This is a genomic window from Burkholderia cepacia (assembly GCF_001039005.1).
Taxonomy (GTDB): Bacteria; Pseudomonadota; Gammaproteobacteria; order Burkholderiales; family Burkholderiaceae; genus Burkholderia; species Burkholderia theae.
Genome location: NZ_LDWR01000055.1, coordinates 165,012 through 191,485 on the forward strand (window position 1 = coordinate 165,012; position 26,474 = coordinate 191,485).

General features: G+C 67.4%; 22 protein-coding genes. 16 read left to right on the forward strand and 6 right to left on the reverse strand.

The genetic code is table 11. The features are described from left to right. The first annotated feature begins 14 nt into the window (after positions 1 to 14). The gene (locus VL15_RS29315; protein WP_048250184.1) at positions 15 to 596 is read left to right on the forward strand and encodes a DUF3501 family protein; all 582 of its coding nucleotides are present in this window, start codon (positions 15 to 17) and stop codon (positions 594 to 596) included. 716 nt (positions 597 to 1,312) lie between these two features. Then, the gene (locus tag VL15_RS29320) at positions 1,313 to 2,254 is read left to right on the forward strand and encodes a transposase (RefSeq protein WP_048250185.1); all 942 of its coding nucleotides are present in this window, start codon (positions 1,313 to 1,315) and stop codon (positions 2,252 to 2,254) included. Between the two features lie 130 nt (positions 2,255 to 2,384). Here the strand turns inward: VL15_RS29320 and VL15_RS29325 are convergent, their stop codons facing one another. Both VL15_RS29325 and VL15_RS42855 read right to left on the reverse strand, forming a co-directional pair. Beyond that, positions 2,385 to 3,911, reverse strand: coding sequence for a mannose-1-phosphate guanylyltransferase/mannose-6-phosphate isomerase (locus VL15_RS29325; RefSeq protein WP_048250186.1), 1,527 nt, complete (start codon positions 3,909 to 3,911; stop codon positions 2,385 to 2,387). Between the two features lie 30 nt (positions 3,912 to 3,941). Continuing rightward, positions 3,942 to 4,265 (reverse strand): hypothetical protein, encoded by a 324-nt coding sequence (locus tag VL15_RS42855; RefSeq protein ID WP_196319637.1) that lies wholly within the window; start codon positions 4,263 to 4,265, stop codon positions 3,942 to 3,944. A gap of 74 nt (positions 4,266 to 4,339) precedes the next feature. On the opposite strand from VL15_RS42855, the gene VL15_RS29330 reads away from it, so the two are divergent. The 10 genes from VL15_RS29330 to VL15_RS29375 all read left to right on the forward strand — a co-directional run bounded on the left by VL15_RS29330 (position 4,340) and on the right by VL15_RS29375 (position 17,187). After that, on the forward strand, positions 4,340 to 5,713 hold the full coding sequence (locus VL15_RS29330; RefSeq protein ID WP_048250286.1) for an undecaprenyl-phosphate glucose phosphotransferase: 1,374 nt from the start codon (positions 4,340 to 4,342) through the stop codon (positions 5,711 to 5,713). A 154-nt stretch (positions 5,714 to 5,867) separates the two neighbouring features. Further along, positions 5,868 to 7,280, forward strand: coding sequence for a UDP-glucose dehydrogenase family protein (locus tag VL15_RS29335; protein ID WP_048250187.1), 1,413 nt, complete (start codon positions 5,868 to 5,870; stop codon positions 7,278 to 7,280). A 29-nt stretch (positions 7,281 to 7,309) separates the two neighbouring features. Next, positions 7,310 to 7,753 (forward strand): low molecular weight protein-tyrosine-phosphatase, encoded by a 444-nt coding sequence (locus tag VL15_RS29340; protein WP_048250188.1) that lies wholly within the window; start codon positions 7,310 to 7,312, stop codon positions 7,751 to 7,753. Beyond that, positions 7,747 to 8,925 (forward strand): polysaccharide biosynthesis/export family protein, encoded by a 1,179-nt coding sequence (locus VL15_RS29345; RefSeq protein ID WP_048250189.1) that lies wholly within the window; start codon positions 7,747 to 7,749, stop codon positions 8,923 to 8,925. Before VL15_RS29340 ends, VL15_RS29345 begins: the two co-directional genes overlap by 7 nt. A gap of 50 nt (positions 8,926 to 8,975) precedes the next feature. Then, on the forward strand, positions 8,976 to 11,201 hold the full coding sequence (locus VL15_RS29350) for a polysaccharide biosynthesis tyrosine autokinase (RefSeq protein WP_048250190.1): 2,226 nt from the start codon (positions 8,976 to 8,978) through the stop codon (positions 11,199 to 11,201). 21 nt (positions 11,202 to 11,222) lie between these two features. Beyond that, positions 11,223 to 12,182, forward strand: coding sequence for a glycosyltransferase family 2 protein (locus VL15_RS29355; protein WP_048250191.1), 960 nt, complete (start codon positions 11,223 to 11,225; stop codon positions 12,180 to 12,182). 44 nt (positions 12,183 to 12,226) lie between these two features. Then, positions 12,227 to 13,363, forward strand: coding sequence for a glycosyltransferase family 4 protein (locus VL15_RS29360; protein ID WP_048250192.1), 1,137 nt, complete (start codon positions 12,227 to 12,229; stop codon positions 13,361 to 13,363). Positions 13,364 to 13,373: 10 nt separating this feature from the next. After that, the gene (locus VL15_RS29365) at positions 13,374 to 14,840 is read left to right on the forward strand and encodes an O-antigen ligase family protein (protein WP_048250193.1); all 1,467 of its coding nucleotides are present in this window, start codon (positions 13,374 to 13,376) and stop codon (positions 14,838 to 14,840) included. Further along, a complete protein-coding gene (locus VL15_RS29370) occupies positions 14,837 to 16,021 on the forward strand; it encodes a glycosyltransferase family 4 protein (RefSeq protein ID WP_048250194.1) in 1,185 nt (394 codons plus the stop codon). Before VL15_RS29365 ends, VL15_RS29370 begins: the two co-directional genes overlap by 4 nt. Then, on the forward strand, positions 16,021 to 17,187 hold the full coding sequence (locus VL15_RS29375) for a glycosyltransferase family 4 protein (protein ID WP_048250195.1): 1,167 nt from the start codon (positions 16,021 to 16,023) through the stop codon (positions 17,185 to 17,187). Before VL15_RS29370 ends, VL15_RS29375 begins: the two co-directional genes overlap by 1 nt. Positions 17,188 to 17,321: 134 nt before the next feature. Here the strand turns inward: VL15_RS29375 and VL15_RS29380 are convergent, their stop codons facing one another. Further along, the gene (locus VL15_RS29380) at positions 17,322 to 18,554 is read right to left on the reverse strand and encodes an MFS transporter (protein WP_048250196.1); all 1,233 of its coding nucleotides are present in this window, start codon (positions 18,552 to 18,554) and stop codon (positions 17,322 to 17,324) included. A gap of 153 nt (positions 18,555 to 18,707) precedes the next feature. Between VL15_RS29380 and VL15_RS29385 the strand changes: the two genes are divergently transcribed. Both VL15_RS29385 and VL15_RS29390 read left to right on the forward strand, forming a co-directional pair. Beyond that, entirely contained in the window at positions 18,708 to 19,178 is a 471-nt protein-coding gene (locus tag VL15_RS29385; RefSeq protein WP_196319638.1) for a winged helix-turn-helix transcriptional regulator, read from the forward strand. Positions 19,179 to 19,246: 68 nt separating this feature from the next. After that, on the forward strand, positions 19,247 to 20,182 hold the full coding sequence (locus tag VL15_RS29390) for a hypothetical protein (protein ID WP_048250198.1): 936 nt from the start codon (positions 19,247 to 19,249) through the stop codon (positions 20,180 to 20,182). 19 nt (positions 20,183 to 20,201) lie between these two features. On the opposite strand, the gene VL15_RS29395 is transcribed toward VL15_RS29390, so the two are convergent. The 3 genes from VL15_RS29395 to VL15_RS29405 form a co-directional block, all read right to left on the reverse strand. Beyond that, positions 20,202 to 21,659 carry an MFS transporter gene (locus VL15_RS29395; RefSeq protein ID WP_048250199.1) on the reverse strand — a complete coding sequence of 486 codons (1,458 nt, stop codon included), beginning with the start codon at positions 21,657 to 21,659 and terminating at the stop codon, positions 20,202 to 20,204. Between the two features lie 213 nt (positions 21,660 to 21,872). Beyond that, complete coding sequence (locus VL15_RS29400; protein ID WP_048250200.1) at positions 21,873 to 22,658, reverse strand: AraC family transcriptional regulator; 786 nt, start codon at positions 22,656 to 22,658, stop codon at positions 21,873 to 21,875. A gap of 26 nt (positions 22,659 to 22,684) precedes the next feature. Further along, positions 22,685 to 23,026, reverse strand: coding sequence for an FKBP-type peptidyl-prolyl cis-trans isomerase (locus tag VL15_RS29405; RefSeq protein WP_048250201.1), 342 nt, complete (start codon positions 23,024 to 23,026; stop codon positions 22,685 to 22,687). A gap of 581 nt (positions 23,027 to 23,607) precedes the next feature. Between VL15_RS29405 and VL15_RS29410 the strand changes: the two genes are divergently transcribed. Further along, complete coding sequence (locus VL15_RS29410) at positions 23,608 to 24,525, forward strand: metal-dependent hydrolase (RefSeq protein ID WP_048250202.1); 918 nt, start codon at positions 23,608 to 23,610, stop codon at positions 24,523 to 24,525. Positions 24,526 to 24,975: 450 nt separating this feature from the next. Next, complete coding sequence (locus VL15_RS29415; protein WP_048250287.1) at positions 24,976 to 26,448, forward strand: sigma-54 dependent transcriptional regulator; 1,473 nt, start codon at positions 24,976 to 24,978, stop codon at positions 26,446 to 26,448. Positions 26,449 to 26,474: the final 26 nt, after the last annotated feature.

Below are 26,474 nucleotides of genomic sequence, written 5' to 3' on the forward strand. Positions count from 1 at the left end.
CACGAGGACATCCCATGACGCTGACCCGCGACTCCCTGCTGACGCTCGAAGCGTACGCGAAGATCCGCAGGACCGAACACGCGCGGCTCGTCGCGTACAAGCGCCGCCGCGCGGTGGCGCTCGGCAACCATCTGCGTTTCCTGTTCGAGGACGAGACGACGATCCGCTATCAGATCCAGGAAATGCTGCACATCGAGAAGATCTTCGACGAGGCGGGCATCGAAGGCGAACTGGAAGCGTACCTGCCGCTCGTGCCCGACGGCACCAACCTGAAGGCGACGCTGCAGATCGAATACGAGCACGAGGTCGAGCGGCGCGCGGCGCTCGCGCGGCTGATCGGCGTCGAGGATCGCGTGTACCTGCAGGTCGACGGGCACGCGCGCGTCTACGCGCACGCCGACGAGGATCTCGGGCGCGACAATGCCGAGAAGACCTCGGCCGTGCACTTCGTGCGCTTCGAACTCGACGCGCCGATGCGCGCGGTGCTCAAGGGCGGGGCAGGGCTGTCGATCGGCTGCGATCACCCGGCCTACACGATGCCGCCGCAGCGCGTGGACGTGGACGTAACCGCGTCGCTGGCCGGCGATCTGCGCTGACGCGCGCGTCCTGCACGCCGGTTTCCGTTTTTCCGTTCCGACCCGAAACAGGATTTCCGCACACGGTGCGGTACTGGCGCTCGCCGGTCGCCGCGAAGATGTAACAGGCGTCACGATTTGCATGCGGAGAAACAATGTGCATCGTGCGTCACCATGTTTTCATCACTCGCGTAGAAACAATAAAGAGATTGTGTATGGAGATAATTCGACTGAATGGTATTTGAATGATTTACCGATTCGTGAATATCTTGTTACGAAATTTCCTCCGATTTACCGATTTTCGGAAGCAATTCGGGAGATTGTTGCCGGCAAGGGTCTGAGCAGCCCGAAAAGGCCCATTTTCGGGCATTCTTCAGACCCTGCGGAGCCCCGCCAGGCGGGCTTTTGCAGCGGAGGGCATAAAGATCTCGCAAAAAAATTCATGCGTAAATAGATTACCTATCCATGGCAGGTTGTTTCAGTGCGTAACATTAAGTCATTGTCATATTGAGATAAACCCTGAGGATGGTATGCTTCGTGCACAAAAATTCCCACATTGGAGTGAGACCGTGATTTGTGCGCCATTGCCGGGAATGGCGGCACCGTGAAAGTGCGGTGTCGCGCCGGCCTGCACAACACCGGATAACCATAACGTGCAACCTGGCCGCCACGTGACGCGAAGCGTCGCGACGGCGCCGCCAATCGCAGCCCGGCCTGGCTGCGTGGAGAGATCTACTATGTTCTTCGATGAGCTTAACGATGAAGAGTGGTTTCGTCTTTCAACGCTGATCGCCGATGAACCCATCCGGCTGAATCGTCGTGGACGTCCACGAGCCGAACCGCGCGTCGTTGCCAACGCGGTGCTCTGGATCCTGACGACCGGTGAAGCCTGGTCCAAGCTGCCCGGCCGTTATCCGTCCGGGCCGACGTGCCGCCGCCGCTACGAGGAATGGCTCGCGAACGGCACGTTGCTGCAGATGATCGATGCGTTGACCCAGTTCAGCGGGCGCACGTTCGCGTATATTCCGCCGCCGCCGGAAGCGGTCGTTCCCGCGCGTCGCGCGGAGACCGTGCCCGACAACGATCGCTTGCGCGGCGTGTTCTGGCAGAACCCCGAATCGTGGCAATTGCCGGTTGCGCAGGCAAACGTTTGGGAGGGCGAAGGTGCGTCGGTGAGCGCGATGCCGAACGATGAAACGGGCGATCCGTCCGGTGCGTCGTTCGCGGTGCCCGGCGCGCCGGCCGCGGAACTGCGTCATGCGCGTCCGTCGTCGGCGAGCTTCGCCGCGGCCGAACCGCAGGTCGACGAATATCGCGGTTATACGATCTGCGGTATCGCGCAGCCCGTGCAGAACCTGATGTATCGCGCGTGGGCCGAGATCACGCAGGACGACCGGCGCGTCGAGCGTTCGGGCCTCATCGGTCCGCGCTTCACCGATGCCGAGGAAGCGGAGCAGTACGCGCTCGACTGGGCGCGCCAGTGGATCGATCGCCACGGTGCGAGCGACGAGCCGGCGCGCGCGCCGCAAAGCGAGGTGCTGGCCGGCTTGTCCGCGCTGGCGCGCGCGGAGTCGGACATCAAGCGTTTCATCGCCGAGCGTCACTCGGGTGCGCTGTCCGAAGGCCGCAACGATCCGGTGCAGCCGGAGCGTCGCGAATACGAGTACCGCGTAGGCTGAACGCCGTTCGAATGAAACGCGCGGGCCGTCGTGTGCCACGACGCCCGCGCGGAAGTCCCGTCTTACCATCCTGCTGCCTGCCACGCCCGTGGGCGCCGCTGTCGAAGCGGCGCCCCGGGCGCGTGATGCATTACTGCCGGCCGTAGGTATCGTCGAAGCGGACGATGTCGTCCTCGCCGAGATACGCGCCCGACTGCACTTCGATCAGTTCGAGCGGCATCTTGCCCGGGTTTTCCAGGCGGTGCGAGACGCCGAGCGGGATGTACGTCGATTCGTTCTCGGACAGCAGGAACGTTTCGTCGCCGCGCGTGATGCACGCGGTGCCGCGCACGACGATCCAGTGTTCGGCGCGGTGGTGGTGCATCTGCAGCGACAGTTGCGCACCCGGCTTCACGACGATGCGTTTCACCTGAAAGCGCTCGCCCATGTCGATCGAGTCGTAGTGGCCCCACGGGCGATGCACCTTGCGGTGATCGGTCGCTTCCGCGCCGCGTTGCGCCTTGATGCGCCCGACGATTTTCTTCACGTCCTGCACGCGCGACTTGTCCGCGACGAGCACGGCGTCGGGCGTTTCGACGACGACCAGGTTCTGCGTGCCGACGCAGGCGACGAGCCGGCTTTCCGAATGCGCGAATGTCGATTCGGCGTCTTCGAACAGCACGTGGCCGCGGCCGACGTTCTCGGCATCGTCCTTCGGCGAGATCTGCCAGATCGCGTCCCACGAGCCGACGTCCGACCAGCCCGCGTCGAGCGGCACGACGACGCTCTCGCACAGTTGCGGCAGGCTGGCGAGCGGCTCCATCACCGCGTAGTCGATCGAATTCGACGGCGCCGCGGCGAACGCATCGCGATCGACGCGGAAGAAGTCGCCATCGGCCTTGCCTTGTGAGACGGCCTGTTCGCAGGCCGCGTGGATCGCGGGTTCGAGCTGGCGGATCGCTTTCAGCCAGACCGAGGCGCGCACGATGAAGATGCCGCTGTTCCACCAGTATTCGCCCGACGCGACGTACTGCTGAGCGAGTTCGAGATGCGGCTTCTCGACGAAACGGTCGAGGCGGCGCACGTCGAGGCTGCCCGTTGCGGCGTCGCCGAGCGGCGCGCCGACGCGGATGTAGCCGTAGCCGGTTTCCGCGTGCTTGGGCACGATGCCCATCGTCGCGATCTTGCCTTGCGCCGCGCAGTGCACGCCGGCCGCGACGGCCGCGTGGAAGCGCGGCAGGTCGGCGACCGCATGGTCGGCCGGCATCACGGTCATCACCGCATCGTTGCCGCCGGCGACGAGCCGCAGCGCGGCGAGCGTCAGGGCGGGCGCGGTGTCGCGGCCGAGCGGCTCGAGCATGATCGTCGCGCGCTTGGCCGTCAGGCGCAGCTGTTCGGCGGTCGTGAAGCGGTGATCCTCGCCGCACACGATCAGCACGTCGTCGTTCAGCGGATGGGCGGCCGTCAGGCCGTCGAGGCGCAGTGCGGTCGACTGCAGCAGCGAATGATCGCCGAGCAGGCCGATCAATTGTTTCGGAAAGCGTTCGCGCGACATCGGCCACAGGCGTGTGCCGGAACCGCCGGCAAGAATCACCGGCTGCACGGCGAGGCGCGTGCCGGCGGCGGGTGCGGCGGAAGAAGAAGGGCGCGTTTCGGCTGCCACGGCCGGAGCATTCATGATGACACTCTCCACGGTTGAAGTCAGTGCCTATCGTTTTAGCATGAAGTAAATCGACAATAAAACCGGACCCATTGCCCGGTATTCGCCGGGCACGCGTCCGGGAAATTTTTCATCGATAGCATCCGATGCCAATAAAAAAATAAAAAATAATTCCGCGATTCGGCCGGGTATGACCGCCCGCAAAGGATGAGCGGAAATTGTAAAGATTCCGAAAAATTTCCAAATCCTGAACAATTCGGGAAAACGTGCCGCTTTAATTAAAAAATATCGTGGCAAGATTTTCCGATTATTTTTCGAAATACTTGTGCGCTTGAGGAGAAATTTTCTTGTCGCTTCAATAGCGTCATGCAACGTTTGAATCGAATGTGCGGCACGGGCTGCGCAAGGAGCTGTTCGGCAAACGCCTGTTCAGAGAGGAAGCAGACATGTTGAGCGTGCTGGCGAGAATCATCGATATCGCGATGGTCGTGACGGGGGCGCTGATCGCCGCCGCGCTGCACGGCGGCAGCATCTGGCTCAACGACCTGCAGCGCACGACGGTGCTGTTCGACTGCCTGCTCGTCGTTGTGTTCTTTCCGGCCGTCGGCATTTACCAGTCGTGGCGCGGCAAGCGTCTCGTCGGGCTGATGGGCCGTGTCGCGTTCGCGTGGCTCGCGGTCGAGCTCGCCGGCATCCTGATGAGCTTCAGCTTTCACCAGTCGGGCGACCTGTCGCGGCTGTGGCTGGGTTACTGGGCGCTGGCGACGATGGCGCTACTGGCCGGCTCGAAGGCCTGCGTGCACGTCGTGCTGCGGCAACTGCGCCGCGGCGGCTACAACCTGAAGGCGGTCGCGATCGTCGGCGGCACGCCGGCGGCGCGGCGGCTGATCGCACAGATGCGGGCGCGGCCGGAAGCGGGCTTCAACCCGGTGTGCGTGTACGACGAAAGCGAAGCGCCGGGCGAAGTCGCGCTCGACAACGTGCGGATCGAGCGGCAGTTCGAATCGCTGGTGTGGCTGGTGCGCAGCCGGGCGATCAGCGAGCTGTGGCTCACGCTGCCGGTTTCGGAGGAGCGCCGGATTCACCAGATCGTGACGGTGTTCCGCCACGACTTCGTGAATATCCGCTTCATCCCGGACGTGCGCACGCTGTCGTTCTTCAACCAGGAGGTGGTCGAGGTGCTCGGCGTGCCGGCGATCAATCTCGCGGCGTCGCCGATCACCGATGTGCGGATCCTGCCGAAGTTCGTGTTCGACCGGTTGTTCGCGCTGGCGGCACTCGCGATGCTCGCGCCGGTGATGGTGCTGATCGCCGGCCTGATCAAGCTGACGTCGCGCGGGCCGGTGTTCTTCCGCCAGAAGCGCAAGGGCATCGACGGGCACGAGTTCGAGATCTACAAGTTCCGCTCGATGAAGGTGCATCAGGAAGTGGCCGGGCAGATCACGCAGGCCACCAAGAACGACACGCGCGTGACGCCGGTCGGCCGGTTCCTGCGCCGCACGAGTCTCGATGAGCTGCCGCAGTTCATCAACGTGCTGAAGGGCGAGATGTCGGTCGTCGGCCCCCGCCCGCATGCGCTCGCGCACGACGACATCTACAAGGATCTGGTCAAGGGCTACATGTTCCGCTACCGGATCAAGCCCGGCATCACCGGGTGGGCGCAGATCAACGGCTTTCGCGGCGAGACCGACCAGATCGAGAAGATGATGGGACGCGTGAAGCTCGATCTGTACTACATGCAGAACTGGTCGTTCTGGCTCGACATCAAGATCGTCGCGCTGACGCTCTGGAAAGGCTTCACCGGCAGCAACGCTTATTGAGCGCCCCGGGCCTGCCGCTTCGCGCCGGGTCCCCGACGGGACTTTCGGCGGAGCGGAAAACCCGGGGCGGCCCGGCATTTTCCCGAGCGGCAGTGCCACGCAGGCATTCCGGTTTAACGATTTTCGAATCATTGGTCACGAGGTCCGACACATCATGAATCTGACTATCATCGGCAGCGGTTACGTAGGTCTTGTCACCGGCGCCTGTCTCGCCGACATCGGGCACGACGTGTTCTGTCTCGACGTCGACCAGGCAAAGATCGACGTCCTGAACAACGGCGGCGTGCCGATCCACGAGCCGGGCCTCAAGGAAGTCATCGCGCGCAACCGCGCGGCCGGCCGCCTGCGCTTCTCGACCGACGTCGAAGCCGCGGTCGCGCACGGCGACGTGCAGTTCATCGCGGTCGGCACGCCGCCCGACGAGGACGGCTCGGCCGACCTGCAATACGTGCTCGCGGCGGCGCGCAACATCGGCCGCTACATGACGGGCTTCAAGGTGATCGTCGACAAGTCGACGGTGCCGGTCGGCACGGCCGAGCGCGTACGCGCGGCGGTCGCCGAGGAGCTTGCGAAGCGCGGCGGCGACCAGATGTTCTCGGTCGTGTCGAATCCGGAATTCCTGAAGGAAGGCGCGGCGGTCGACGATTTCACGCGGCCGGACCGCATCGTGATCGGCTGCGACGACGACGTGCCGGGCGAGCGCGCCCGCGAGCTGATGAAGAAGCTGTACGCGCCGTTCAACCGCAACCACGAACGCACGCTGTACATGGATGTGCGCTCGGCCGAGTTCACGAAATACGCGGCGAACGCGATGCTCGCGACGCGCATCTCGTTCATGAACGAGCTGGCGAACCTCGCCGACCGCTTCGGCGCGGATATCGAGTCGGTGCGCCGCGGGATCGGTTCCGACCCGCGCATCGGTTATCACTTCCTGTATGCCGGCTGCGGCTACGGCGGCTCGTGTTTCCCGAAGGACGTCGAGGCGCTGATCCGCACGGCCGACGCGCACGGGCAGGCGCTGCAGATCCTGAAGGCCGTGTCGTCGGTCAACGCCACGCAAAAGCGCGTGCTCGCCGACAAGATCGTCGCGCGCTTCGGCGAAGACCTGACGGGCCGCACGTTCGCGGTCTGGGGCCTCGCGTTCAAGCCGAACACCGACGACATGCGCGAAGCGCCGAGCCGCGAGCTGATTGCCGAGCTGCTGTCGCGCGGCGCGCGCGTCGCCGCGTACGACCCGGTCGCGCAGCAGGAAGCGCGCCGCGTGATCGCGCTCGATCTCGCCGATCACCCGAGCTGGCTCGAGCGCCTGACCTTCGTCGACGACGAAGCGCAGGCCGCGCGCGATGCCGACGCGCTCGTGATCGTCACCGAATGGAAGGTGTTCAAGAGCCCCGACTTCGTCGCGCTCGGCCGCCTGTGGAAGGCGCCGGTGATCTTCGACGGCCGCAACCTGTACGAGCCGGAGATGATGAGCGAGCAGGGCATCGAATACCACCCGATCGGCCGGCCGGGCTCGCGCCAGGCCGTCGCGGCCCGCGTGCCGGGCACCGCGCGCGCAAGCGCGTAACCCTTTCCCGTCACTCGTTACGAGGCGTCATGTTCCGGAACATCCTGATCGTCTGCCACGCGAACGTCTGCCGCAGTCCGGCGGCGGAAATGCTGTTCAAGTCGCACCTCGCGTCACGCGGCGGGCCGCGCCCGACGTTTCACTCGGCCGGCGTGCATGCGAACGACGGCGACGGCATCGATCCGGTGATGCGGCGCCTGCTCGCCGAGCGGGGCGTCGATGCGACGACCCACCGTTCGCGGCGGCTGTCGCGCCGGATCGTGCGCGACGCCGACCTGATTCTCGTCAGCGAGCGCGGACAGATCGCGGCCGTCGAAGCGGTCGATCCGTTCGCGCGCGGCAAGGTCCACCTGCTCGGCAAGTGGGAAGGGGCCGAGATTGCCGATCCGCACGGCGGCCCCGAGGCCGATTACCGCGAGAGCTACTCGCAGATCGAACGTCTGGTTCAAGGATGGCTACAGAAACTATGCTGAAACGCCCGATGCGCCCGGTGGCGCTTGCCGTCGCGCTGACGACTTTCCTGTCAGCCTGTGCAACCGCGCCCGGCAACTACCTCGACTCGTCGAACCTGAAGGACGAAGGCCGGCAGGAAGCGGCCGAGACCTATCCGGTTCGTTTCATCGACGCCAAAGTGGTGATGGACCAGCTGCAGAAGCAGCAGGTCGAACACCCGCTGCCGCCGGGACGTTATACCGATCCGTCGCAGTACGTGTATCGCGTCGGCCCGCAGGACATCCTCGGCGTCACCGTGTGGGACCACCCCGAGCTGACGACGCCGCAGGGCCAGTCGTTCTCGAGCGGCGGCAACACGACGCAGACGATCGCGGGCGCGCTGCAGCAGCCCTATTCGTCGTCGCTGCCGGGCCAGGCCGATCCCTACGGCCAGACGGTGGCCGCCGACGGCACGATCTTCTTCCCGTTCGTCGGCCGCATCCACGTGGCCGGCAAGACGATCGCGCAGACCCGTGACGAGCTGGCCACGCGTCTCGCGCGCTATGTGAAGAATCCGCAGCTCGACGTGCGCGTGCTGTCGTTCCGCAGCCAGAAGGTGCAGGTGACGGGCGAAGTGAAGACGCCGGGCCCGCTCGCGGTGAGCGACGTGCCGCTGACGCTGGTCGACGCGATCTCGCGCTCGGGCGGCTCGACCACCGACGCCGACCTGCAGCGCGTGCGCCTGACGCGCGACGGCAAGCTCTACACGCTCGACGCGAACGGCGTGCTCGATCGCGGCGAAGTGCGGCAGAACGTGATGCTGCAGCCGGGCGACATCGTCAACGTGCCGGACCGCAGCGACAGCCGCGTGTTCATCATGGGCGAGGTCAAGACGCCGGTCACGGTGCCGATGCTCAAGGGCAAGCTGACCATCGCCGATGCCTTGACGGCGGGCGGCGGCATCCTCGACACCGATGCGAACCCGCGCAAGATCTACGTGATGCGCGGGATGCGCGACAACCCGACGAAGCCTGAAGTGTTCCGTCTCGACATGACGCAGCCCGACGCGCTGATGCTGTCGAGCCGCTTCCCGCTTCAGCCGCTCGACGTCGTCTACGTCAGCACGGCCAGCTCGGTGCAGTTCAACCGTGTGCTGCAGCAGGTGCTGCCGACGATTCAGACGATTTTCTTCATGAAGCAAATCACGCGCTGATAGCCCGCCGGGGCGGCGCCTCCGCCCCGGCACCACTCAAGCGGGAACGAATGGTGAACACGCAAGCGAAACACTCCTACGCGGATCTGTCCGTCAAAACCGAGGAAGAGGACGTCGTCCTCGGCCAGTTGCTCCAGGTGATCATGGACGACATCTGGCTGCTGCTCGGCATCGCGGTGACGGTCATCGCGCTCGCCGGCCTCTACTGCTACATCGCGAAGCCGGTCTATCAGGCCGATGTGCACGTGCGCGTCGAGAGCAACGACAACACGTCGCAGGCGCTGACGCAGACGCAGACCGGCGCGATGATCAACACCGGTCCGCAGCAGGCGCAGACCGATGCGGAAATCGAAATCATCAAGAGCCGCGGCGTCGTCGCGCCGGTCGTCGAGCAGTTCAAGCTGAACTTCTCGGTCGCGCCGAAGACGCTGCCCGTGATCGGCAGCCTCGCCGCGCGCGTCGCGACGCCGGGCGTGCCGGCGCGGCCGTGGCTCGGCCTCAAGTCGTATGCATGGGGCGGTGAAGTTGCCGACATCGATTCGATCAGTGTCGCGCCCGCGCTCGAAGGCAAGAAGCTCACGTTGACGGCCGGCCCGAACGACACCTATGCGCTGGCCGACGAGAACGGTGGCCGGCTGCTGTCGGGCCGCGTCGGCGAATCGGCGCAGGGCGGCGGCGTGACGCTGCTCGTGCAGAAGCTCGCCGCGCGCCCCGGCACGCAGTTCACGGTGGTCCGCTACAACGATCTCGACGCGATCAGCGGCTTCCAGACCGGCATCCAGGTGACCGAGCAGGGCAAGCAGACGGGCGTCGTGCAGATCTCGCTCGAAGGCAAGGACCCGGATCAGACCGCCGCGATCGCGAACGCGCTCGCGCAGTCGTACCTGAACCAGCACGTGGTCGCGAAGCAGGCCGAAACGACCAAGATGCTCGACTTCCTGAAGGGCGAGGAACCGCGCCTGAAGTCCGACCTCGAACGCGCGGAAGCCGCGCTGACGCAGTACCAGCGCACGTCGGGCTCGATCAACGCGAGCGACGAGGCGAAGGTCTACCTCGAGGGCAGCGTGCAGTACGAGCAGCAGATCGCCGCGCAGCGCCTGCAACTCGCGTCGCTTGCGCAGCGCTTCACCGATTCGCATCCGATGGTGATCGCCGCGAAGCAGCAGCTCGCGGAGCTGCAGGGCGAGAAGGACAAGTTCAGCAACCGCTTCCGCAGCCTGCCGGCGACCGAAGTGAAGGCCGTCCAGCTCCAGCGCGACGCGAAGGTCGCCGAGGACATCTACGTGCTGCTGCTGAACCGCGTGCAGGAGCTATCGGTGCAGAAGGCCGGCACGGGCGGCAACATCCACCTCGTCGATTCGGCGCTGCGTCCGGGAGACCCGGTCAAGCCGAAGAAGGTGCTGATCCTGTCGGCCGCCGTGTTCCTCGGGCTGATCCTCGGCACCGGCGTCGTGTTCCTGCGCCGCAACATGTTCCAGGGCATCGAGGATCCCGACCGCGTCGAGCGTGCGTTCAACCTGCCGCTGTACGGGCTGGTGCCGCAAAGCGCCGAGCTGGCGAAGCTCGACGCCGCGGCCGAGAAGGGCGGCGGCCGCGCGCGGCCGATCCTGGCGAGCCTGCGTCCGAAGGATCTCAGCGTCGAGAGCCTGCGCAGCCTGCGCACCGCGATGCAGTTCGCGATGATGGACGCGAAGAACCGCGTGATCGTGCTGACCGGCCCGACGCCCGGCATCGGCAAGAGCTTCCTCGCGGTCAACCTCGCGGTGCTGCTCGCGCATTCGGGCAAGCGCGTGCTGCTGGTCGACGCCGACATGCGGCGCGGCCTGCTCGACCGCTACTTCGGCCTCACGCCGCAGCCGGGCCTGTCCGAGTTGCTGAGCGACCAGTCGGCGCTCGAGGACGCGGTGCGCGAGACGCCGATTCCGGGCCTGTCGTTCATCGCGGCCGGCACGCGCCCGCCGAACCCGTCGGAACTGCTGATGTCGACGCGCCTGCCGCAATACCTCGAAGGGCTCAGCAAGCGCTACGACGTCGTGCTGATCGATTCGCCGCCGGTGCTGGCGGTGACCGACGCGACCATCATCGGCCGCATGGCCGGCTCGACGTTCCTCGTGCTGCGCTCGGGCATGCATACCGAAGGCGAGATCGCCGACGCGATCAAGCGCCTGCGCACCGCGGGCGTCGATCTGGAAGGCGGGATCTTCAACGGCGTGCCGCCGAAGTCGCGCGGCTACGGCCGCGGTTATGCGGCCGTGCACGAATACCTGAGCGCCTGACCGGCCGACTGGAGAACCGCCATGAAAATTTCCGTGCTCGTTCCGACCTATCGGCGTCCCGCCGACCTCGCGCGCTGCCTGCTGGCGCTGCAGCGGCAGCACCGGCTGCCCGACGAGGTGATCGTCGTCGCGCGCCCGGAGGACGACGCCACGCACGAACGGCTCGCCGATCCGTCGGTCGGCGGCGCGCTGCCGCTGCGTATCGTGCCGGTCGATGTGCCGGGCCAGGTCGCCGCGCTGAACAAGGGGCTCGACTCCGCGCAGGGCGACATCGTCGCGATCACCGACGACGATGCGGCGCCGCACGCCGACTGGCTTGCGCGCATCGAGTCCGCGTTCCTGTCCGATCCGCGCGTGGGCGCGGTCGGCGGTCGCGACTGGGTGCACGAGAAGGGCCGCCTGCTCGACGAATCGCGCGAGTTGGTCGGCCGGCTCACGCTGTCGGGCAAGATCGTCGGCAATCATCACCTGGGTGTCGGCGGCGCGCGCGAAGTCGACACGCTGAAGGGCGCGAACATGAGCTACCGGCGCTCGGCGATCGGCGGGCTGCGTTTCGATACGCGGCTGCGCGGCGCCGGCGCGCAGACCCACAACGACACCGCGTTCAGCATGGAAGTGCAGCGCGCGGGCTGGAAGCTGCTGTACGACCCGGCGATCGCCGTCGATCATTATCCGGCCGAACGCTTCGACGACGACCGGCGCGACGCGGCGTCACTGAACGCGATCAGCAACGGCGCGTACAACCTGCAACTGACGCTGCGCGAGCATCTGCCGCCGGTACGGCGCGAGATCGCGTGGTGGTGGTGGGCGCTGGTCGGCACGCGCGTCTATCCGGGCTTCGCGCATGTGCTGCTGTCGCTGCCTACCGCGCGGCGCGGCCGCGTGCTCGCGCACTGGCGCGCGGTGCGCCGCGGCGCGCGCGATGCGCGTCGTGCCACCGTCGCCCCGCACCGTGCGGCCATGCCGCCGGTGACGTCATGAACGCGCCGCGCGCGATGCCGCGCGGCCGAACCCGGAGCGCTTGAATGACAGCGACCAAAGTCCACGTCCATCTGTTTCACGGCGCCGATCCGCGTACCTACCGGAAAGGCGAGAACATCGGCTGCCTGTACGGCTATCACCATGCCGAGTCCGACGAATTCCGGCTGTCCTATTCGCAGGACGGCGGCGAGCACCGCGTCGCCAGCCTCGCGCGCCGCGCGCTGAAGGCGGCGCTCGGTTTCGATGTCGTGCATGCGTGGCGCAACCGCGCCGCGCTGCTGAACACCGACGTGATCTGGACACACACCGAACAGGAGCATCTTGCCGCGTCGCTGATCCTCAAGCTCGCCGGCGCGCAGGGCAAGCGCCCGCTGCTGCTCGCGCAGAGCGTGTGGCTGTTCGACAAGTGGGGCACGTTCGGCGGCCCGCGCCGCTGGCTGTACCGCAAGCTGCTCGCGCGCGCCGACGCGCTGACCACGCTCGCCCGCGACAACGCCGAGCTGTGCCGTCGTTATCTCGGGCGCGATGCGGAGTTCGTGTACTACGGACTCAACACGCAGGATTTCCCGATCATCGAGCCGCGCCAGTGGCAGCCGAACCGGCCGCTGCGGATCGCGGCGATCGGCAACGACCGCGACCGCGACTGGCGCACCTTCCTCGCCGCGTTCGGCGGCGACGAGCGCTACGAGGTGCGGCTCGCGACGCGGCGCCGCGTGCCGCGCGAGTGGCATGCGCCGAACGTGAAGATCGGCTCGGCGTCGGGGCTCGCGAAGCAGCACGAGCTGTACGCGTGGGCCGACGTGATCGTCGTGCCGCTGCGGCCGAACTTCCATGCGTCGGGCATCACCGTGATGCTCGAGGCGGCAGCCGTCGGCAAGCCGATGATCGTGTCCGACGTCGGCGGGCTCAGCGATTATTTCCCGCACGATACGGCCGCCTATGTGCCGGCGTTCGACGCGCAGGCGATGCGCCAGGCCGCCGACCGCTTCGCGGCCGATCCGGTCGCGGCGCTCGACTGCGCGCGGGCTGCCGCCGCGTGCCTGCGCGAGCGCGACCTGACCACGCAGGCGTTCGCCGAGCAGCACGTGCGGATCACGCGCGACATGCTGCGCCGGCGCCGGACGCCGGCGGCCGCGGGGCGGGCGATGCCGCTCGCGGATTCGCGTCCTTCGTCGCGGTGAGTGCGCATCGATGAGTACGATTACCGCCGAACGCGCACCGTCGCGCCATCGCAGCTGGTTTGCCGAACCGAAACACTGGGTCGGGCAGGCCGGGCTGTGGACGTTCACCGCCGCGCTGATCGCCGTTCACCAGGGCAAGGTGCTGACGCTCGCGTTTCCGGTGCTGGCCATCGCGGTCGGCATCTGGCTGTATTTCAAGAGCCCGGCGCGCTATGTCGGCTTCATGTGGTGGGTGTGGTTCCTGAGCCCGGAAGTGCGGCGTCTCGCCGACTGGTCGAAGGGCGCGTTCACGCCGACGAGCCTGATCCAGGTCGCGCCGCTCGCGGTGACGATGATCGCCGGCTTCGGGCTGATCCGGCATTACCGCGTGCTCGCGCAGCGGCGCGGGATACCCGTGCTGTTGATGCTGTTCGGGCTCATGTACGCGTACCTCGTCGGGATCGTGTCGAGCGGCGTGATGGCCGCGACCTACGACCTTGCGAACTGGGTGTACCCGGTGCTGATCGGTTTTCACATCATGGTCAACGCGCGCGATTATCCCGAGTACCGCGACGTGCTGCTGTCCACGTTCATGTGGGGCATGCTCGTGATGGGCGTGTACGGGGTCGTGCAGTACTTCGTGATGCCGCAGTGGGATGTGCTGTGGATGATCGGGTCGGACATGGGTTCGCAGGGCGAGCCGGTGCCGTATGGCGTGCGCGTGTTCAGCACGATGAACTCGTCGGGTCCGTTCGCGTTCGCGATGATGGGCGCGCTGGTGTTCGTGCTCGCGGCGCCGCAGAAGATCCGCTGGGTCGCGGGGGCGGCCGGCTTCGTGTCGTTCGCGCTGTGTCTGGTGCGCTCGACGTGGGGCGGCTGGGTGATCGCGCTTGCGATCCAGCTCGCGCAGTCGAACAACCGCGTGCGGATGCGGATCCTCATCAGCGGCGTCGTGCTGGTCGGCCTGTGCGTGCCGCTCCTGACCGTCGGGCCGGTGGCCGACCGTCTCGGCCAGCGTCTCCAGTCGATCACGAACCTGAAGGACGACCGCAGCTACGACGACCGCAACAAGTTCTACGCGACCTTCGCGCAGACGGCGTTCACCGACGTCGCCGGCGAAGGGATGGGCGCGACGGGCGCATCCACGAAGCTGTCGAGCGACAGCGGCGAGCTCGGCAAGTACGGCAGCTTCGACAGCGGCGTGATGAACGTGCCGTTCGTGCTCGGCTGGCCCGGCACGCTGCTGTATCTGGCCGGTGTCGTGATGCTGTTCGGCCGCACGCTGCGCGCGGCGTTCAAGCTGCGCAAGGACAAGTTCGTCGGCGCCTGCCTGAGCCTGTGCCTGTCGACGTTCGCGATGCTCGTGTTCACGAACTCGCTGATCGGCACGGGCGGCCTGCTGATGTTCACAGCCATTTTTTCGATTCTTTCCGCGGCGCACTGGCAAAAGGCGCAACGCCTGCTGGCCGCCGCGCGTTCACGGGGAGGCGAGCATTGAGAATCGCGATCGTCACGCATGTCGTGCGACATAACGACGGGCAGGGCCGCGTCAATTACGAAATCGCGCGCGCGGCGCTGGCCGAGAACTACGAGGTCACGCTGGTCGCATCGCACGTCGCGCCCGAGCTGCTGGCCGACCCGCGCGTGCACTGGGTGCCCGTGAAGGTCGGCGGCTTCTGGCCGTCGAATCTCGTCAAGCAGCAGGTGTTCGCGCTGAAGAGCGCGTGGTGGCTGCGCGCGCATCGCAGCGACTACGACGTGCTGCACGTGAACGGCTTCATTTCGTGGATCAAGGCCGACGTGAATACCGCGCACTTCGTGCACGGCGGCTGGTTCAGGAGCCCGTACTACCCGTTCGGGCCCACGAAGGGGCTGTGGTCGGCTTACCAGTACGTCTACACGCGCGTGAACACCGTGCTCGAGCGCTGGGCGTACCGGCGTTCGCGCGCGATCACCGCCGTGTCGCAGAAAGTGGCCGACGAGATCGCCGCGCTCGGCATCGACAGCCGTAAGATCAGCGTGATCTACAACGGCGTCGACGGCAGCGCGTTCGCGGGCGCGCAAGCCGACCGCGCGGCGTTCAAGCTGCCGGACGACGCGTTCCTGCTGCTGTTCGTCGGCGACCTGCGCACGCCGCGCAAGAACCTGGGCACCGTGCTGAAGGCGCTGACGAAGCTGCCGGCGAACGTCCATCTGGCGGTGGCCGGGTATCTGCCCGGCAGCCCGTATCCGGACGAGGCGCGCGCGCTCGGCATCGATTCGCGCGTGCATTTCCTCGGCCTGGTGAAGAACATGCCGACGCTGATGCGCTCGGTCGACGCGTATGTATTTCCGTCGCGCTACGAAGCGATGAGCCTGTCGCTGCTGGAGGCGATGGCGGCCGGTCTGCCGGTCGTCACCGCACGCACGGCGGGCGGCGCGGAAATCATCACGCGCGAATGCGGGATCGTGCTGGAGGATCCGGACGATCCGGCCGCGCTCGCGCAGGCGATCGGCTCGCTCGCGGCATCGCGCGACACCTGCCGCGCGATGGGCGACGCGGCCCGCGAACTGATGACCCGTTTCGGCTGGGCGCACATGGGCGCCCAGTACATCGCGCTTTATCGGCGCATCGGCCAACCCCCGCAGCCGTCCGCTTTCGAGCGGGTCGAGCATGCAGTCACGCAGGAGCACCCGTGATGTCTCAATCTTCCCGGCCGATCAAATCGTTGCAGATCGGTATGCACTGGTTCCCCGAACGCGCGGGCGGCCTTGACCGGATGTATTACTCGCTCGTCGGCGCGCTACCGGGCGCGGGCGTCGAGGTGCGTGGGCTCGTCGCGGGCTCGCCGAAGGTCGCCGACGACACGGGCGGCGCGATCCAGGGCTTCGGCCCCGCGTCGGAGCCGCTCGCGCGCCGGATGCTCGCCGCGCGGCGCGCGCTGCGCGAGGAAATCCGCAGCGAGCGGCCGGACGTGATCTCGTCGCATTTCGCGCTGTACACGTTTCCGGGTCTCGATGTGACGCGCGGGATTCCGCAGGTGTCGCACTTCCAGGGGCCGTGGGCCGACGAAAGCCAGGTCGAGGGGGCCGCGTCGCTCGGGCAGCGCGCGAAACGCTATCTCGAACAGGCCGTCTATACGCGCTCGTCGCGGCTGATCGTGCTGTCGCAGGCGTTCGGCCAGATCCTGACGAACCGCTACGGAATCGAGCCGTCGCGTGTGCGCGTGATTCCCGGCTGCGTCGATACCGCGCAGTTCGACACGCCGCTCACGCCGGTCGAGGCGCGGCACAAGCTGCAGCTGCCGCAGGATCGTCCGATCGTGCTGGCCGTGCGCCGGCTCGTGCGGCGCATGGGGCTGGAGGATCTGATCGACGCGATCGGCCTCATCAAGCACCGTCAACCGGACGTGTTGCTGCTGATCGCGGGCAAGGGCAAGATCGGCGAGGAACTGCAGCAGCGCATCGATGGGGCGGGGTTGCAGGACAACGTGAAGCTGCTCGGCTTCGTGCCCGACCATCATCTCGCGACGCTGTATCGCGCGGCGACGGTCAGCGTCGTGCCGACGGTCGCGCTCGAAGGTTTCGGGCTGATCACCGTCGAATCGCTCGCGTCCGGCACGCCTGTGCTGGTCACGCCGGTCGGCGGGCTGCCGGAGGCGGTAGCGGGGCTGTCCGACGATCTCGTGCTGCCGTCGACCGGTGCTGACGCGATCGCGGAAGGGCTCGGCGCCGCGCTGTCGGGCGCGATCACGCTGCCCGACGAGTTCGCGTGCAAGCGCTACGCGCGCGACCATTTCGATAACGCGGTGATCGCGCGGCGCGTCGCCAGCGTGTACGAAGAGGCGATCCAGACGGCGGGCTGAAACCCCCGCGGCACGCAACCGGCGTGCCGAAACGAAGGTCGAACCGGCGCGTGTGCGTGGCCGGTTCGCGCGCCGGCCGCCCGAAGCGGGCGGGCCGGCTTTCCCCATGATGCGATTCGCGTCGCCGGCACGCGTCACGCGCGCCTGAGCGTCGCGGCCCATACGCCGAGCGCGGCAACGCTCACAACCGCGCCAAGTGCACAGACGCCGGTCCATCCGGCGCGCGCATACATCATCGTCGACGCAATCGCACCCAGCCCGCTGCCGGCCGAGTAGAACAGCATGTAGCAGCCGACGAGGCGCGCATGCGCATCGGGCTGCGCACCGAGAATCATGCTCTGGTTGACGACATGGACGGCCTGCCCGCCGATGTCGAGCAGCACGATGCCGACGATCAGCAGCGCAATCGACGTAGTGCCGAACGCGAGCGGCAGCCACGAGAGCGCGAGCAGCGCGAGCGCGGCGCCGGTCGTCGTTTCGCCGCGCCCGCGATCCGCAAGCCGGCCCGCGCGCGCGGCCGCCGCCGCGCCCAGCGCGCCGACCAGGCCGAATGCGCCGATCTGCGTATGCGACATCGAATGCGGCGGGGCGCTCAGTGGCAGCACGAGCGCGCTCCAGAAGATGCTGAACGCCGCGAACATCAGCAGTGCGATCGCGCCGCGTACGCGCAGCACGCGTTCATCGCGCAGAAGCGACACCATCGAGCGCAGCAGCGCCGCGTAGCCGATGCGTTCGCGCGGCCCGTTCGTGTTCGGCAACAGCCGTGACAGCACGACGAGCATTGCGATCGCGAGCGCGCCCGACACGAGATAGACTGCGCGCCAGCCGGCCACGTCGGTGACGACGCCCGCCAGCGAGCGCGCGGCCAGCAGCCCGATCACGACGCCGCCCTGCGCGGCGCCCACCACGCGCCCGCGTTCACCGGCGCCCGCGAGTGCGGCCGAGCACGCGATCAGCCCTTGCGTCATCGCGGTGCCGAGCAGGCCGACCGCGACCATCCCCGCCAGCAGTGCGATGCGCGTCGACGCCGCGACCACGCCGATGCAGGCCGCCGTCAGCAGCAGAAGCTGCACGGTGATCAGGCGCTTGCGATTCAGCAGGTCGCCGAGCGGCACGACGAACAGCAGCGCGAGCGCACAGCCGAGCTGCGTCGCGGTGATGACGCCGCCGACGGCCGCTTGCGACACACCGAAATCCCGCGCGATCGAATCGAGCAGCGGCTGCGCGTAGTAGACGTTCGCGACGCTCGCCGCGCAGCAGACGGCCAGCAGCGCGACGCTGGCCGCGGACAGGCGGCCGTCGTCGGACGGATACGCTACGTTCGATGCGTTCGACGCCACGTTGCTTGAATGACAGGAAGATTCCACGGATTGCCTCGCGCAATGTAGTTGCAATTTAAAACTAGTGTGAGTGTAGGAAAAGTAGTTTTAAAATGCAACTTGTTGTGCGATGGGCGACGGGCCCGCGCACGGATGGCCGGCGCTGCCCCGAAGGCGGCCGGCACGATTGCGGAGAGGAACATGGCCAGGCAGAAAAGTCTTGCGGATTCGCCGTGCCCGGTGGCGCGGGCGACCGATATCGTCGGCGATCGCTGGGCGATGCTGATCGTGCGCGATGCGTTCGACGGCGTGCGCCGGTTCGGCGATTTCCGCGCGAGCCTCGGCGTCGCGAGCAACATCCTGTCCGACCGGCTCAGGATGCTGGTGGAAGCCGGCGTGTTCGACGTCGTGCCGGCGTCGGACGGCACCGCGTATCAGGAGTACGCGCTGACCAAAAAGGGCGAGGGGTTGTTTCCGGTCATCGTGATGCTGCGGCAGTGGGGCGAGGCGAACCTGTTCGCACGCGGCGAGCCGCATTCGGTGCTGGTCGATCGCCACACGGGGCGGGCGATCCGCAAGCTCGCGCTGCGGCACGACGACGGGCGGCCCGTGAAGGCGGCCGAGACGGTCGTGCGGAAGCTCGGTGACGAAGCGGGCGCGACGCGGCGGTGAGCGTCATGCGAGGCAGTCACACCGTCGGATAGACTGTCGCGATCGTCGTCGACCGGAGCCGCATCACCATGACCCATCCGCTGGATTCCGCCGGCTATCGGCTGCTGCTCGACCTGCAGCGCCGTATCCACGACCACTGCGAGCGCGAGGGAGCCGAGGACGGGCACGACCATACGGATCCGGCGGAACCGTTGTGGCAGACCGATTTCAACCATGTCGTCGTCGCGCCGATGCGGGCCGGGCTGCATGTCCGGTACTTCGGCGACGCGTGGGAGAAGCCGTTCGACTGGACGCTGCAATGTCTTGCGGAACGGGACGTCGCGGATCTCGTGACCGATCTCGCGTTCAGCGGTCCGGACGAAGGGGCGAACGGCACGCGCGAATGGGATTTCGGTCCGCTGCTCGATTCGGACGCGCGCTTCCCGATGCTGCGTTCGCTGTACGTGAAGCCCACCGAGCCGGCCGATCACAACCTGTCGATGATCGTTCGTCGGGACCTGATCATGGAGGAGGGCGGCGAAATTGCCCGCTTCGCCGCGAAGGCGCCGTTTCTCACCGAGCTGACGGTGCCGAATGCACCCGATGCGAACTTCTTCGAGGTACCGCTGCCGCATCTGAACCGGCTGCGCATCGGCGGCGGATATGACACGCAGCAGTTCATCGATGGTCTCGCCGGCAGCGACAACTTGCCGTCGCTCGGCTGGCTCGATTTTTCCGAGTCGACGGAGTTGCACTCGGCGTGGAAGCATGCGCGCGATGCCGGCAGCGTGACGTCGTTCGATGCCTACGAGCGTTTGCTGAAGAGCAACGCCGGCCAGCGGCTCCACACGCTGACGTTGAGGAATACCTGTCTCGATCGCGACGAACTCGAAGCGCTGCGTGGGTTGCATCCGCGGCTGCAATTCATGGTGGTCCAGGCCGGCAGAGGCGGCTATGTGAGTCATTTCAAGGACAACGTCTTTCCGTGGCGTCACCTGATTCAGCGCGACCCCGGCGACGCGTGACCGCAATGAACGCACAAGGTCAATCCGCAGCCGGCAGCGCGTGACTCGCGGGCGACGTGCCGCGATGTGCATCGGGCCGGACCAGTGTCGCGAGCAGCGCGGCCGTGACCAGCAGCGCGACCGACACGGCCGTTTCGATCCGCAACCCGTCCACGACCTGCCACGCACCGCCGCCGCCGGCGAGCGCGCCGAACGCCGCAACACCCATCGCGCCGCCGGCCTGCCGCGCGGTATTCAGCACCGCCGACGCGATGCCGGCCCGCTCGGGCGCGACCGACGCGAGCACGGCCGTCGTCATTGCCGGTACCGCGAAACCCATGCCCGACGGAATCAGCAGGAACGGCACGAGCAGGAAGGCCAGCGGCGTCGACGCGTCGACGAAATGCAGCGACCCGTAGCCGAGCGCGGCAACCAGCGCGCCCGCCAGCATCGGCATGCGCGGGCCGTGACGTGCAACGATCCGGCCGCTCGCAAGATTCGACAGCAGGAAGCCGCCCGTCAGCGGCAGGAACGCGAGGCCGGCCTGCAACGCCGATTCGCCGCGTGCGCGCTGCAGGTAGAGCGCGAGCACGAACACGGTGCCGTAGTACGTGAGGTTCACGCAGATCCCGAACAGCACGGCCGCGCTGAACGTGCGATGGCGGAACAGCGACAGCGGCAGCATCGGCGTGGCCGTACGCGATTCGACCGCGACGAACGCGAGCGCGGCGAGCGCCGCCAGCGCGAAACCGCCGGCGACGACCGGATGCGCGAAGCCGAGCGGCCGCCATTCGATCACGGCGCCAGTCAGTGCGGTCAGCATCGCGATCGCGATGAGCTGGCCGCGCAGATCGAGCGCACGGACGGACCGGGGCGGCGCGGCCGGCGTTGCTGTCGCCGGTGTCGCACGGCGCGAGGGCACCCACGCGAACGTGGCCGCGAGTCCTGCCGCGCATAACGGCAGGTTCACGAGGAAGATGCCGCGCCAACCCCACGCTGCGATCAGCAGGCCGCCGACGACCGGGCCGGCCGCGATCGAGATCGAGCCGGCCGCCGTCCACCAGCCGACGGCCCGCGCGCGCAGGTGCGGGTCTTGCCGGCACGCGTCGTTGAGCAGCGCGAGCGAATTGGGCAGCATCGCCGCGGCACCGACGCCCTGCAGCGCGCGGGCCGCGATCAGCATCGCGGGCGCATTCGCGGCGCCGCACGCGAGCGATGCGAGCGCGAACAGCACGAGGCCCGCGACGTACAGGCGGCGCGTGCCGAAGCGGTCGCCGAGCGCGCCGCCCGACAGCATCAGCACCGCGAACGCGAGCGTGTACGCATCGACGACCCACTGCAGGCCGGCGACCGGCAGGTGCAGGTCGCCGGCGAGATGCGTGAGCGCGATGTTGACGATCGTCACGTCGAGCTGCGTAACGACGAAACCGATGCTGACGGTTGCGACGACACGAGCGAGCGCGGACGGGAAGGCGGGGGAGGGTGTGGTCGTGTTCATGTGCCCATCGTAGGACGCGGCGGGCGGGCGATGTTTCAGCGGGACGTGAAGCGTCGATACGCGCGATGCGATGGGGCCGGGCTGCGAGTGTGCAGAAGCCAGCAACGTGAAAGACGAAGGCTACGACAGGAGCGATGCGGATGCGGCCTGCACGAGGCCTGCACGAACCGTGCCGCTATGTGCGTCGACGCGTATTCCGCGGGACGGATTCGCTCAGTGGCGCTCGCCGCGCCAGCGTCCCGGTGCAACGCCGAAGCGTTTCGTGAACGCATGCGTGAACGTGCTCTGGTCCGCGAAGCCGACCATGCCTGCGATGTCGACGAGCGGATGCCGGCCGTCGGCGAGCAGCACGATCGCTGCGTCGAGCCGCAGCCGCTGCAGGTAGCGATGCGGCGTTTCGCCGAACGCGTCGACGAACAGTTGATGAAAGCGGCGCATCCCGTAGCCGCAATGCGCGGCGAGATCGGCGATGCGCAGCGGCTCGGCGAGCCGTGCGCGCAGCCAGCGGTCGATGCGCGCGAAATCGAGGCCCGATTCGAGGCCCGACAGCGGCGCGGCGATGCCGGCGTCGTCGAGCAGCGCGCCGCACAGGCGTGCGGCGGCCTGCCACTGGAAACGGTGCACGGCGGCCTGTCGTGCGTCGCCGGCCGGCGCATCGAGTTGCGCGGCGGCCGCTGCGACCTGCGCGACGAGCGACGTCAGGGCCGGGTCGATCGACACGGCGCGCGCGCGGTCGAACAGCCGCTGCGGTACCGCGAGCGACGCGGCGGGCAGGTCGATCACGAGCTGGCGATTGTCGCCGAGGCCCGCGTAGTCGTGGCGCGCGCCGGCCGGAATCAGCCAGGCCGCGTGCCGGTCGATGCGCCGGCCGATACCGTCCACTGCCATTACCATCGCGCCATCGACGCCGAGCACGACCTGATGGAAGTCGTGCACGTCCGACGCTTCGCACGTGTCGTAGCGGCGCAGCGCGATGGCGGGGGAGGCAATGCGTTCCATCGAATGGAAACCGGCCGGTTGCGTCGTCAGATGGCGAGCAGTTCGACTTCGAACACGAGCGTCGCATTCGGCGGAATCACGCCGCCTGCGCCGCGCGGGCCATAGGCGAGTTGCGGCGGGATCGTCAGGCGACGCACGCCGCCGACCTTCATGCCCTGCACGCCTTCGTCCCAGCCCTTGATGACCATGCCGCCGCCGAGCACGAACGCGAACGGGTCGTTGCGGTCCTTGCTCGAATCGAATTTCTGACCGTCGGTCAGCCAGCCCGTGTAGTGGACGCTGACGGTCTGGCCGGCTTGCGCGACATCGCCGGTGCCTTCGGTCAGGTCTTCGTATTTGAGGCCCGATTCGGTCGTGGTGACAGACATGACTTCTCCTGAAAGAGGTTTCGTAAAACCGTTATTGTAGGCGAGCGCGCAGCGGGCCGCCGCACGTGGCGATTGCCCCGTCGCCGGCGTGTCGCGGACGGTCGCGGGCCGCGGCGCCCGCGATGGCCCGAAGCGCAAATGGAACGCGCGTTTGAATTTTTTCCGGGCCGCGCGTCCGGGGTTGCACCACGCGAGTGCGCCGCGCGTATGAATCGGTGCTACCGGGGCGGCCGGCGGCGTGCCGCGTGCCGCCTCTGGATTCCGCGAAACGCCCGCCGCATCTGGCTTTCGCGGCGGCGGCGGGACGCCGTGCCGGCCGCTGCACACCGCTCGCCAGCCGGCGCGCGCGTTCGAATCTCGGCGCGTCCGGGCGCCGTTCGAGCGCCGTTTTTTCCACCGTTTCGACCGTGCCCTGTTTGGAAGCGCGCATCTACCGCGCGGCTTGCGCGCGCCGGCGCGGGCGGCCTATCTTTACATCTGTCGATGTCAAGATTTTGGCGGTGCGCGACGCGCCGCCGGGGCCCGCGCCGGCCGCGTCGGATGACGCGCCGGGCCGCTCCGGAACAAGGAGAACGATCAACATGAAGTCAGCCGCTTCCGCCACCGCAGCCGGGATCATGCCGGTGCGCCGCGACCTGCGCTTCGACCTGCCGGTCGAACGCGCGAAGGACTGGCATGGCCTCGGGTCGCACGTGACCCATTTCTTCAACGCGCTGTCGCTGCTATTTCCGGCCGGCGAGCGCTTCTTCATGGATTCGGTGCGCAATTACCGCGACCGGATCGACGATCCCGTGCTGAAGCAGCAGGTGCTCGGCTTCATCGGCCAGGAGGCGATGCATACGCGCGAGCACGTCGAATACAACGAGCTGATGCAGGCGAACCACCTGCCCGCGCGCAAGCTCGACAAGCGCGTGTGGGCGGTGCTCGGCTTCATGAAGCGCAAGCTGCCGCATTCGGTGCAGCTCGCGCATACGGTCGCGGCGGAGCACTACACGGCGATGCTCGCCGACTGGCTGCTGCGCGACCCGACGCGCCTCGAAGGCTCGGTCGAAGGCTACCGCCAGATGTGGATCTGGCACGCGCTCGAGGAAACCGAGCACAAGGCCGTGTCGTTCGACGTCTGGAATGCCGCGATGAAGCCGGGGCTGCGCCGTTACCTGATCCGCATCGGCGTATATCTGCTGACGACGCTGACGTTCTGGCCGACCGTGTTCCTGATGCACGTGACGCTGCTGTGGCGCGATCGCGGCGCCGGGCATCACGTGCGCGGCATGCTGCGGATGCTCGCGTTCCTGTACGGGCCGCGCCGCGGGCTGTTTCCGCGCATCGCGGGCGAATGGCTGAGCTTTTTCCGGCCGGGCTTCCATCCGTGGGATCACGACAACCGCCACCATCTCGCGCGGGTCGACGCGCTCGCCGCCACGTATGGCGAACACGACGGCACGCCGGCCGGCCGCGGCCGCGCGAACGCGCCGGTGCCGCTCGCGTCGGGCCGGTAACGTATCCGCCGCGCAGCGATGCGCGGTGCCGGATCGCGCCTGTTGCGTTCGTGCATCAACCGACTTCATCTGACGATTGACCGAAGTCAATCGGAACCGGCAGCGCGGGTATACGCCTGCCCGGTCGACCGGCCGCGCGGGCGCTCCCCGGCGCATCGCTTTTGCGTCCGCCGGATCGCATGCGCGCGCCGCGCGCCAGCACCGGCGCGGCTTTGCGGGCAGGTTGCCCGTCTCTCCCGAGTTCGCGCCGCGCCCGCCACCGGGATAACACCCATCTAGCCGCACGCCTGCCGTATCGATATACCGTTCATGACAGTGTCCGCCCCGGCGCGATTCATGCGCAGGGGGATTTTATTCGGACGGAAATGCGGCCAATATGTCGGTTCTATCGAGGTCGTCGCACGCGGCGGCGAGCCGATGCGCGATACCAACGCCAAGCGGGGAACAACGATGGTTGCAAGGTCACCCGACGCAAACGGGCACGCGGCGCCCGAGCTGACGCATGTGTCCGTCACCGCTCCCGAAGCCGGACGCAAGCTGTTCGTGATCATGCGTTCGCCCGACGAGCCGTTGCTTGCGCAACTGCGCGAGCTTGGCTGGGAGATTGCGGTCGCAAAGACCGCCGGCGCCGCGCAGAACATGACTTCCGGTGTGAGCGTGGCCGCCGGGCTGGTCGATTTCACGGGGTTCACGTCGCGCGAATATCCCGCGCTGAAGGCGTGCCTGAGCCAGCCGGCGATCGGCTGGATCTCCATCGCGCAGGCCGGCATCACGATCACGCCCGCCGTGCGCGAGCTGATCCGCAGCTATTGTTTCGATTACGTGACGCTGCCGCTGCCCTACGAATGGATTTCGCATGTGCTCGGCCATGCGCGCGGGATGGCCGCGCTCGATCGCGTCGACGGCGCGGCCTATGCGGCGTCGATCGGCGAACACGGGATGATCGGCAACTGCGAGGCGATGCAGCAGCTGTTCAGCACGATCCGCAAGGTCGCGAAGACCGACGCCAGCGTGTTCATCTCGGGCGAGTCGGGCACCGGCAAGGAACTGACGTCGCTCGCGATTCACGAGCGTTCCAGCCGCGGCAAGGGGCCGTTCGTCGCGATCAATTGCGGCGCGATTCCGCATCACCTGCTGCAGTCGGAATTGTTCGGCTACGAGCGCGGTGCGTTCACCGGCGCGAACCAGCGGCGCGCGGGCCGGATCGAGTCGGCGAACGGCGGCACGCTGTTTCTCGACGAGATCGGCGACATGCCGGTCGAAAGCCAGGCGAGCCTGCTGCGCTTCCTGCAGGAAGGGAAGATCGAGCGGCTCGGCGGGCAGGAATCGATCGCGGTCGACGTGCGGATCATTTCCGCGACGCACGTGGATCTCGACGGCGCGGTCGAGGCCGGGCGCTTCCGCGCGGATCTGTATCACCGCCTGTGCGTGCTGCGCATCCACGAACCGCCGCTGCGCGCGCGCGGCAAGGACATCGACATCCTCGCGCACTACGTGCTGCAGAAATACAAGGCCGACAGCGGCCGCAAGATCAGCGGTTTCACGTCGGCCGCGCTCGACGCGATGCGGCGCTATGAATGGCCCGGCAATGTGCGCGAGCTGATCAACCGCGTGCGGCGCGCGATCGTGATGGCCGAGAGCCGGCTGCTGACGCCGCACGATCTCGGGCTCGACACACCGGGCGAAACCGAACCCGTGACGCTCGAACAGGCGAGAGCGCTCGCCGAGCGCACCGCGATCGAGAACGCGCTGCTGCGCAACGATCACCGGATCAACAAGGCCGCCGCCGAACTCGGCATCTCGCGCGTGACGCTCTACCGGATGATGATCGAGCACGGGCTCAACGATCACGACAACAACGGCGACAACGGCGGGCATGACGGCGCGCCGTCCGGCGACACGGGGCGTCAGCGGGTCGGCTGAGCGGCGCGCGATGCGCGCGTGAACCG

Excerpts from the sequence above, each read along its gene's own strand:
- VL15_RS29315 (WP_048250184.1), top strand. The coding sequence starts at position 15 with ATGACGCTGACCCGCGACTCCCTGCTGACGCTCGAAGCGTACGCGAAG.
- VL15_RS29320 (WP_048250185.1), top strand. The coding sequence starts at position 1,313 with ATGTTCTTCGATGAGCTTAACGATGAAGAGTGGTTTCGTCTTTCAACG.
- VL15_RS29325 (WP_048250186.1), bottom strand. The coding sequence starts at position 3,911 with ATGAATGCTCCGGCCGTGGCAGCCGAAACGCGCCCTTCTTCTTCCGCC.
- VL15_RS29330 (WP_048250286.1), top strand. The coding sequence starts at position 4,340 with ATGTTGAGCGTGCTGGCGAGAATCATCGATATCGCGATGGTCGTGACG.
- VL15_RS29335 (WP_048250187.1), top strand. The coding sequence starts at position 5,868 with ATGAATCTGACTATCATCGGCAGCGGTTACGTAGGTCTTGTCACCGGC.
- VL15_RS29340 (WP_048250188.1), top strand. The coding sequence starts at position 7,310 with ATGTTCCGGAACATCCTGATCGTCTGCCACGCGAACGTCTGCCGCAGT.
- VL15_RS29345 (WP_048250189.1), top strand. The coding sequence starts at position 7,747 with ATGCTGAAACGCCCGATGCGCCCGGTGGCGCTTGCCGTCGCGCTGACG.
- VL15_RS29350 (WP_048250190.1), top strand. The coding sequence starts at position 8,976 with ATGGTGAACACGCAAGCGAAACACTCCTACGCGGATCTGTCCGTCAAA.
- VL15_RS29355 (WP_048250191.1), top strand. The coding sequence starts at position 11,223 with ATGAAAATTTCCGTGCTCGTTCCGACCTATCGGCGTCCCGCCGACCTC.
- VL15_RS29360 (WP_048250192.1), top strand. The coding sequence starts at position 12,227 with ATGACAGCGACCAAAGTCCACGTCCATCTGTTTCACGGCGCCGATCCG.
- VL15_RS29365 (WP_048250193.1), top strand. The coding sequence starts at position 13,374 with ATGAGTACGATTACCGCCGAACGCGCACCGTCGCGCCATCGCAGCTGG.
- VL15_RS29375 (WP_048250195.1), top strand. The coding sequence starts at position 16,021 with ATGTCTCAATCTTCCCGGCCGATCAAATCGTTGCAGATCGGTATGCAC.
- VL15_RS29385 (WP_196319638.1), top strand. The coding sequence starts at position 18,708 with ATGGCCAGGCAGAAAAGTCTTGCGGATTCGCCGTGCCCGGTGGCGCGG.
- VL15_RS29390 (WP_048250198.1), top strand. The coding sequence starts at position 19,247 with ATGACCCATCCGCTGGATTCCGCCGGCTATCGGCTGCTGCTCGACCTG.
- VL15_RS29395 (WP_048250199.1), bottom strand. The coding sequence starts at position 21,659 with ATGAACACGACCACACCCTCCCCCGCCTTCCCGTCCGCGCTCGCTCGT.
- VL15_RS29400 (WP_048250200.1), bottom strand. The coding sequence starts at position 22,658 with ATGGAACGCATTGCCTCCCCCGCCATCGCGCTGCGCCGCTACGACACG.
- VL15_RS29405 (WP_048250201.1), bottom strand. The coding sequence starts at position 23,026 with ATGTCTGTCACCACGACCGAATCGGGCCTCAAATACGAAGACCTGACC.
- VL15_RS29410 (WP_048250202.1), top strand. The coding sequence starts at position 23,608 with ATGAAGTCAGCCGCTTCCGCCACCGCAGCCGGGATCATGCCGGTGCGC.
- VL15_RS29415 (WP_048250287.1), top strand. The coding sequence starts at position 24,976 with ATGGTTGCAAGGTCACCCGACGCAAACGGGCACGCGGCGCCCGAGCTG.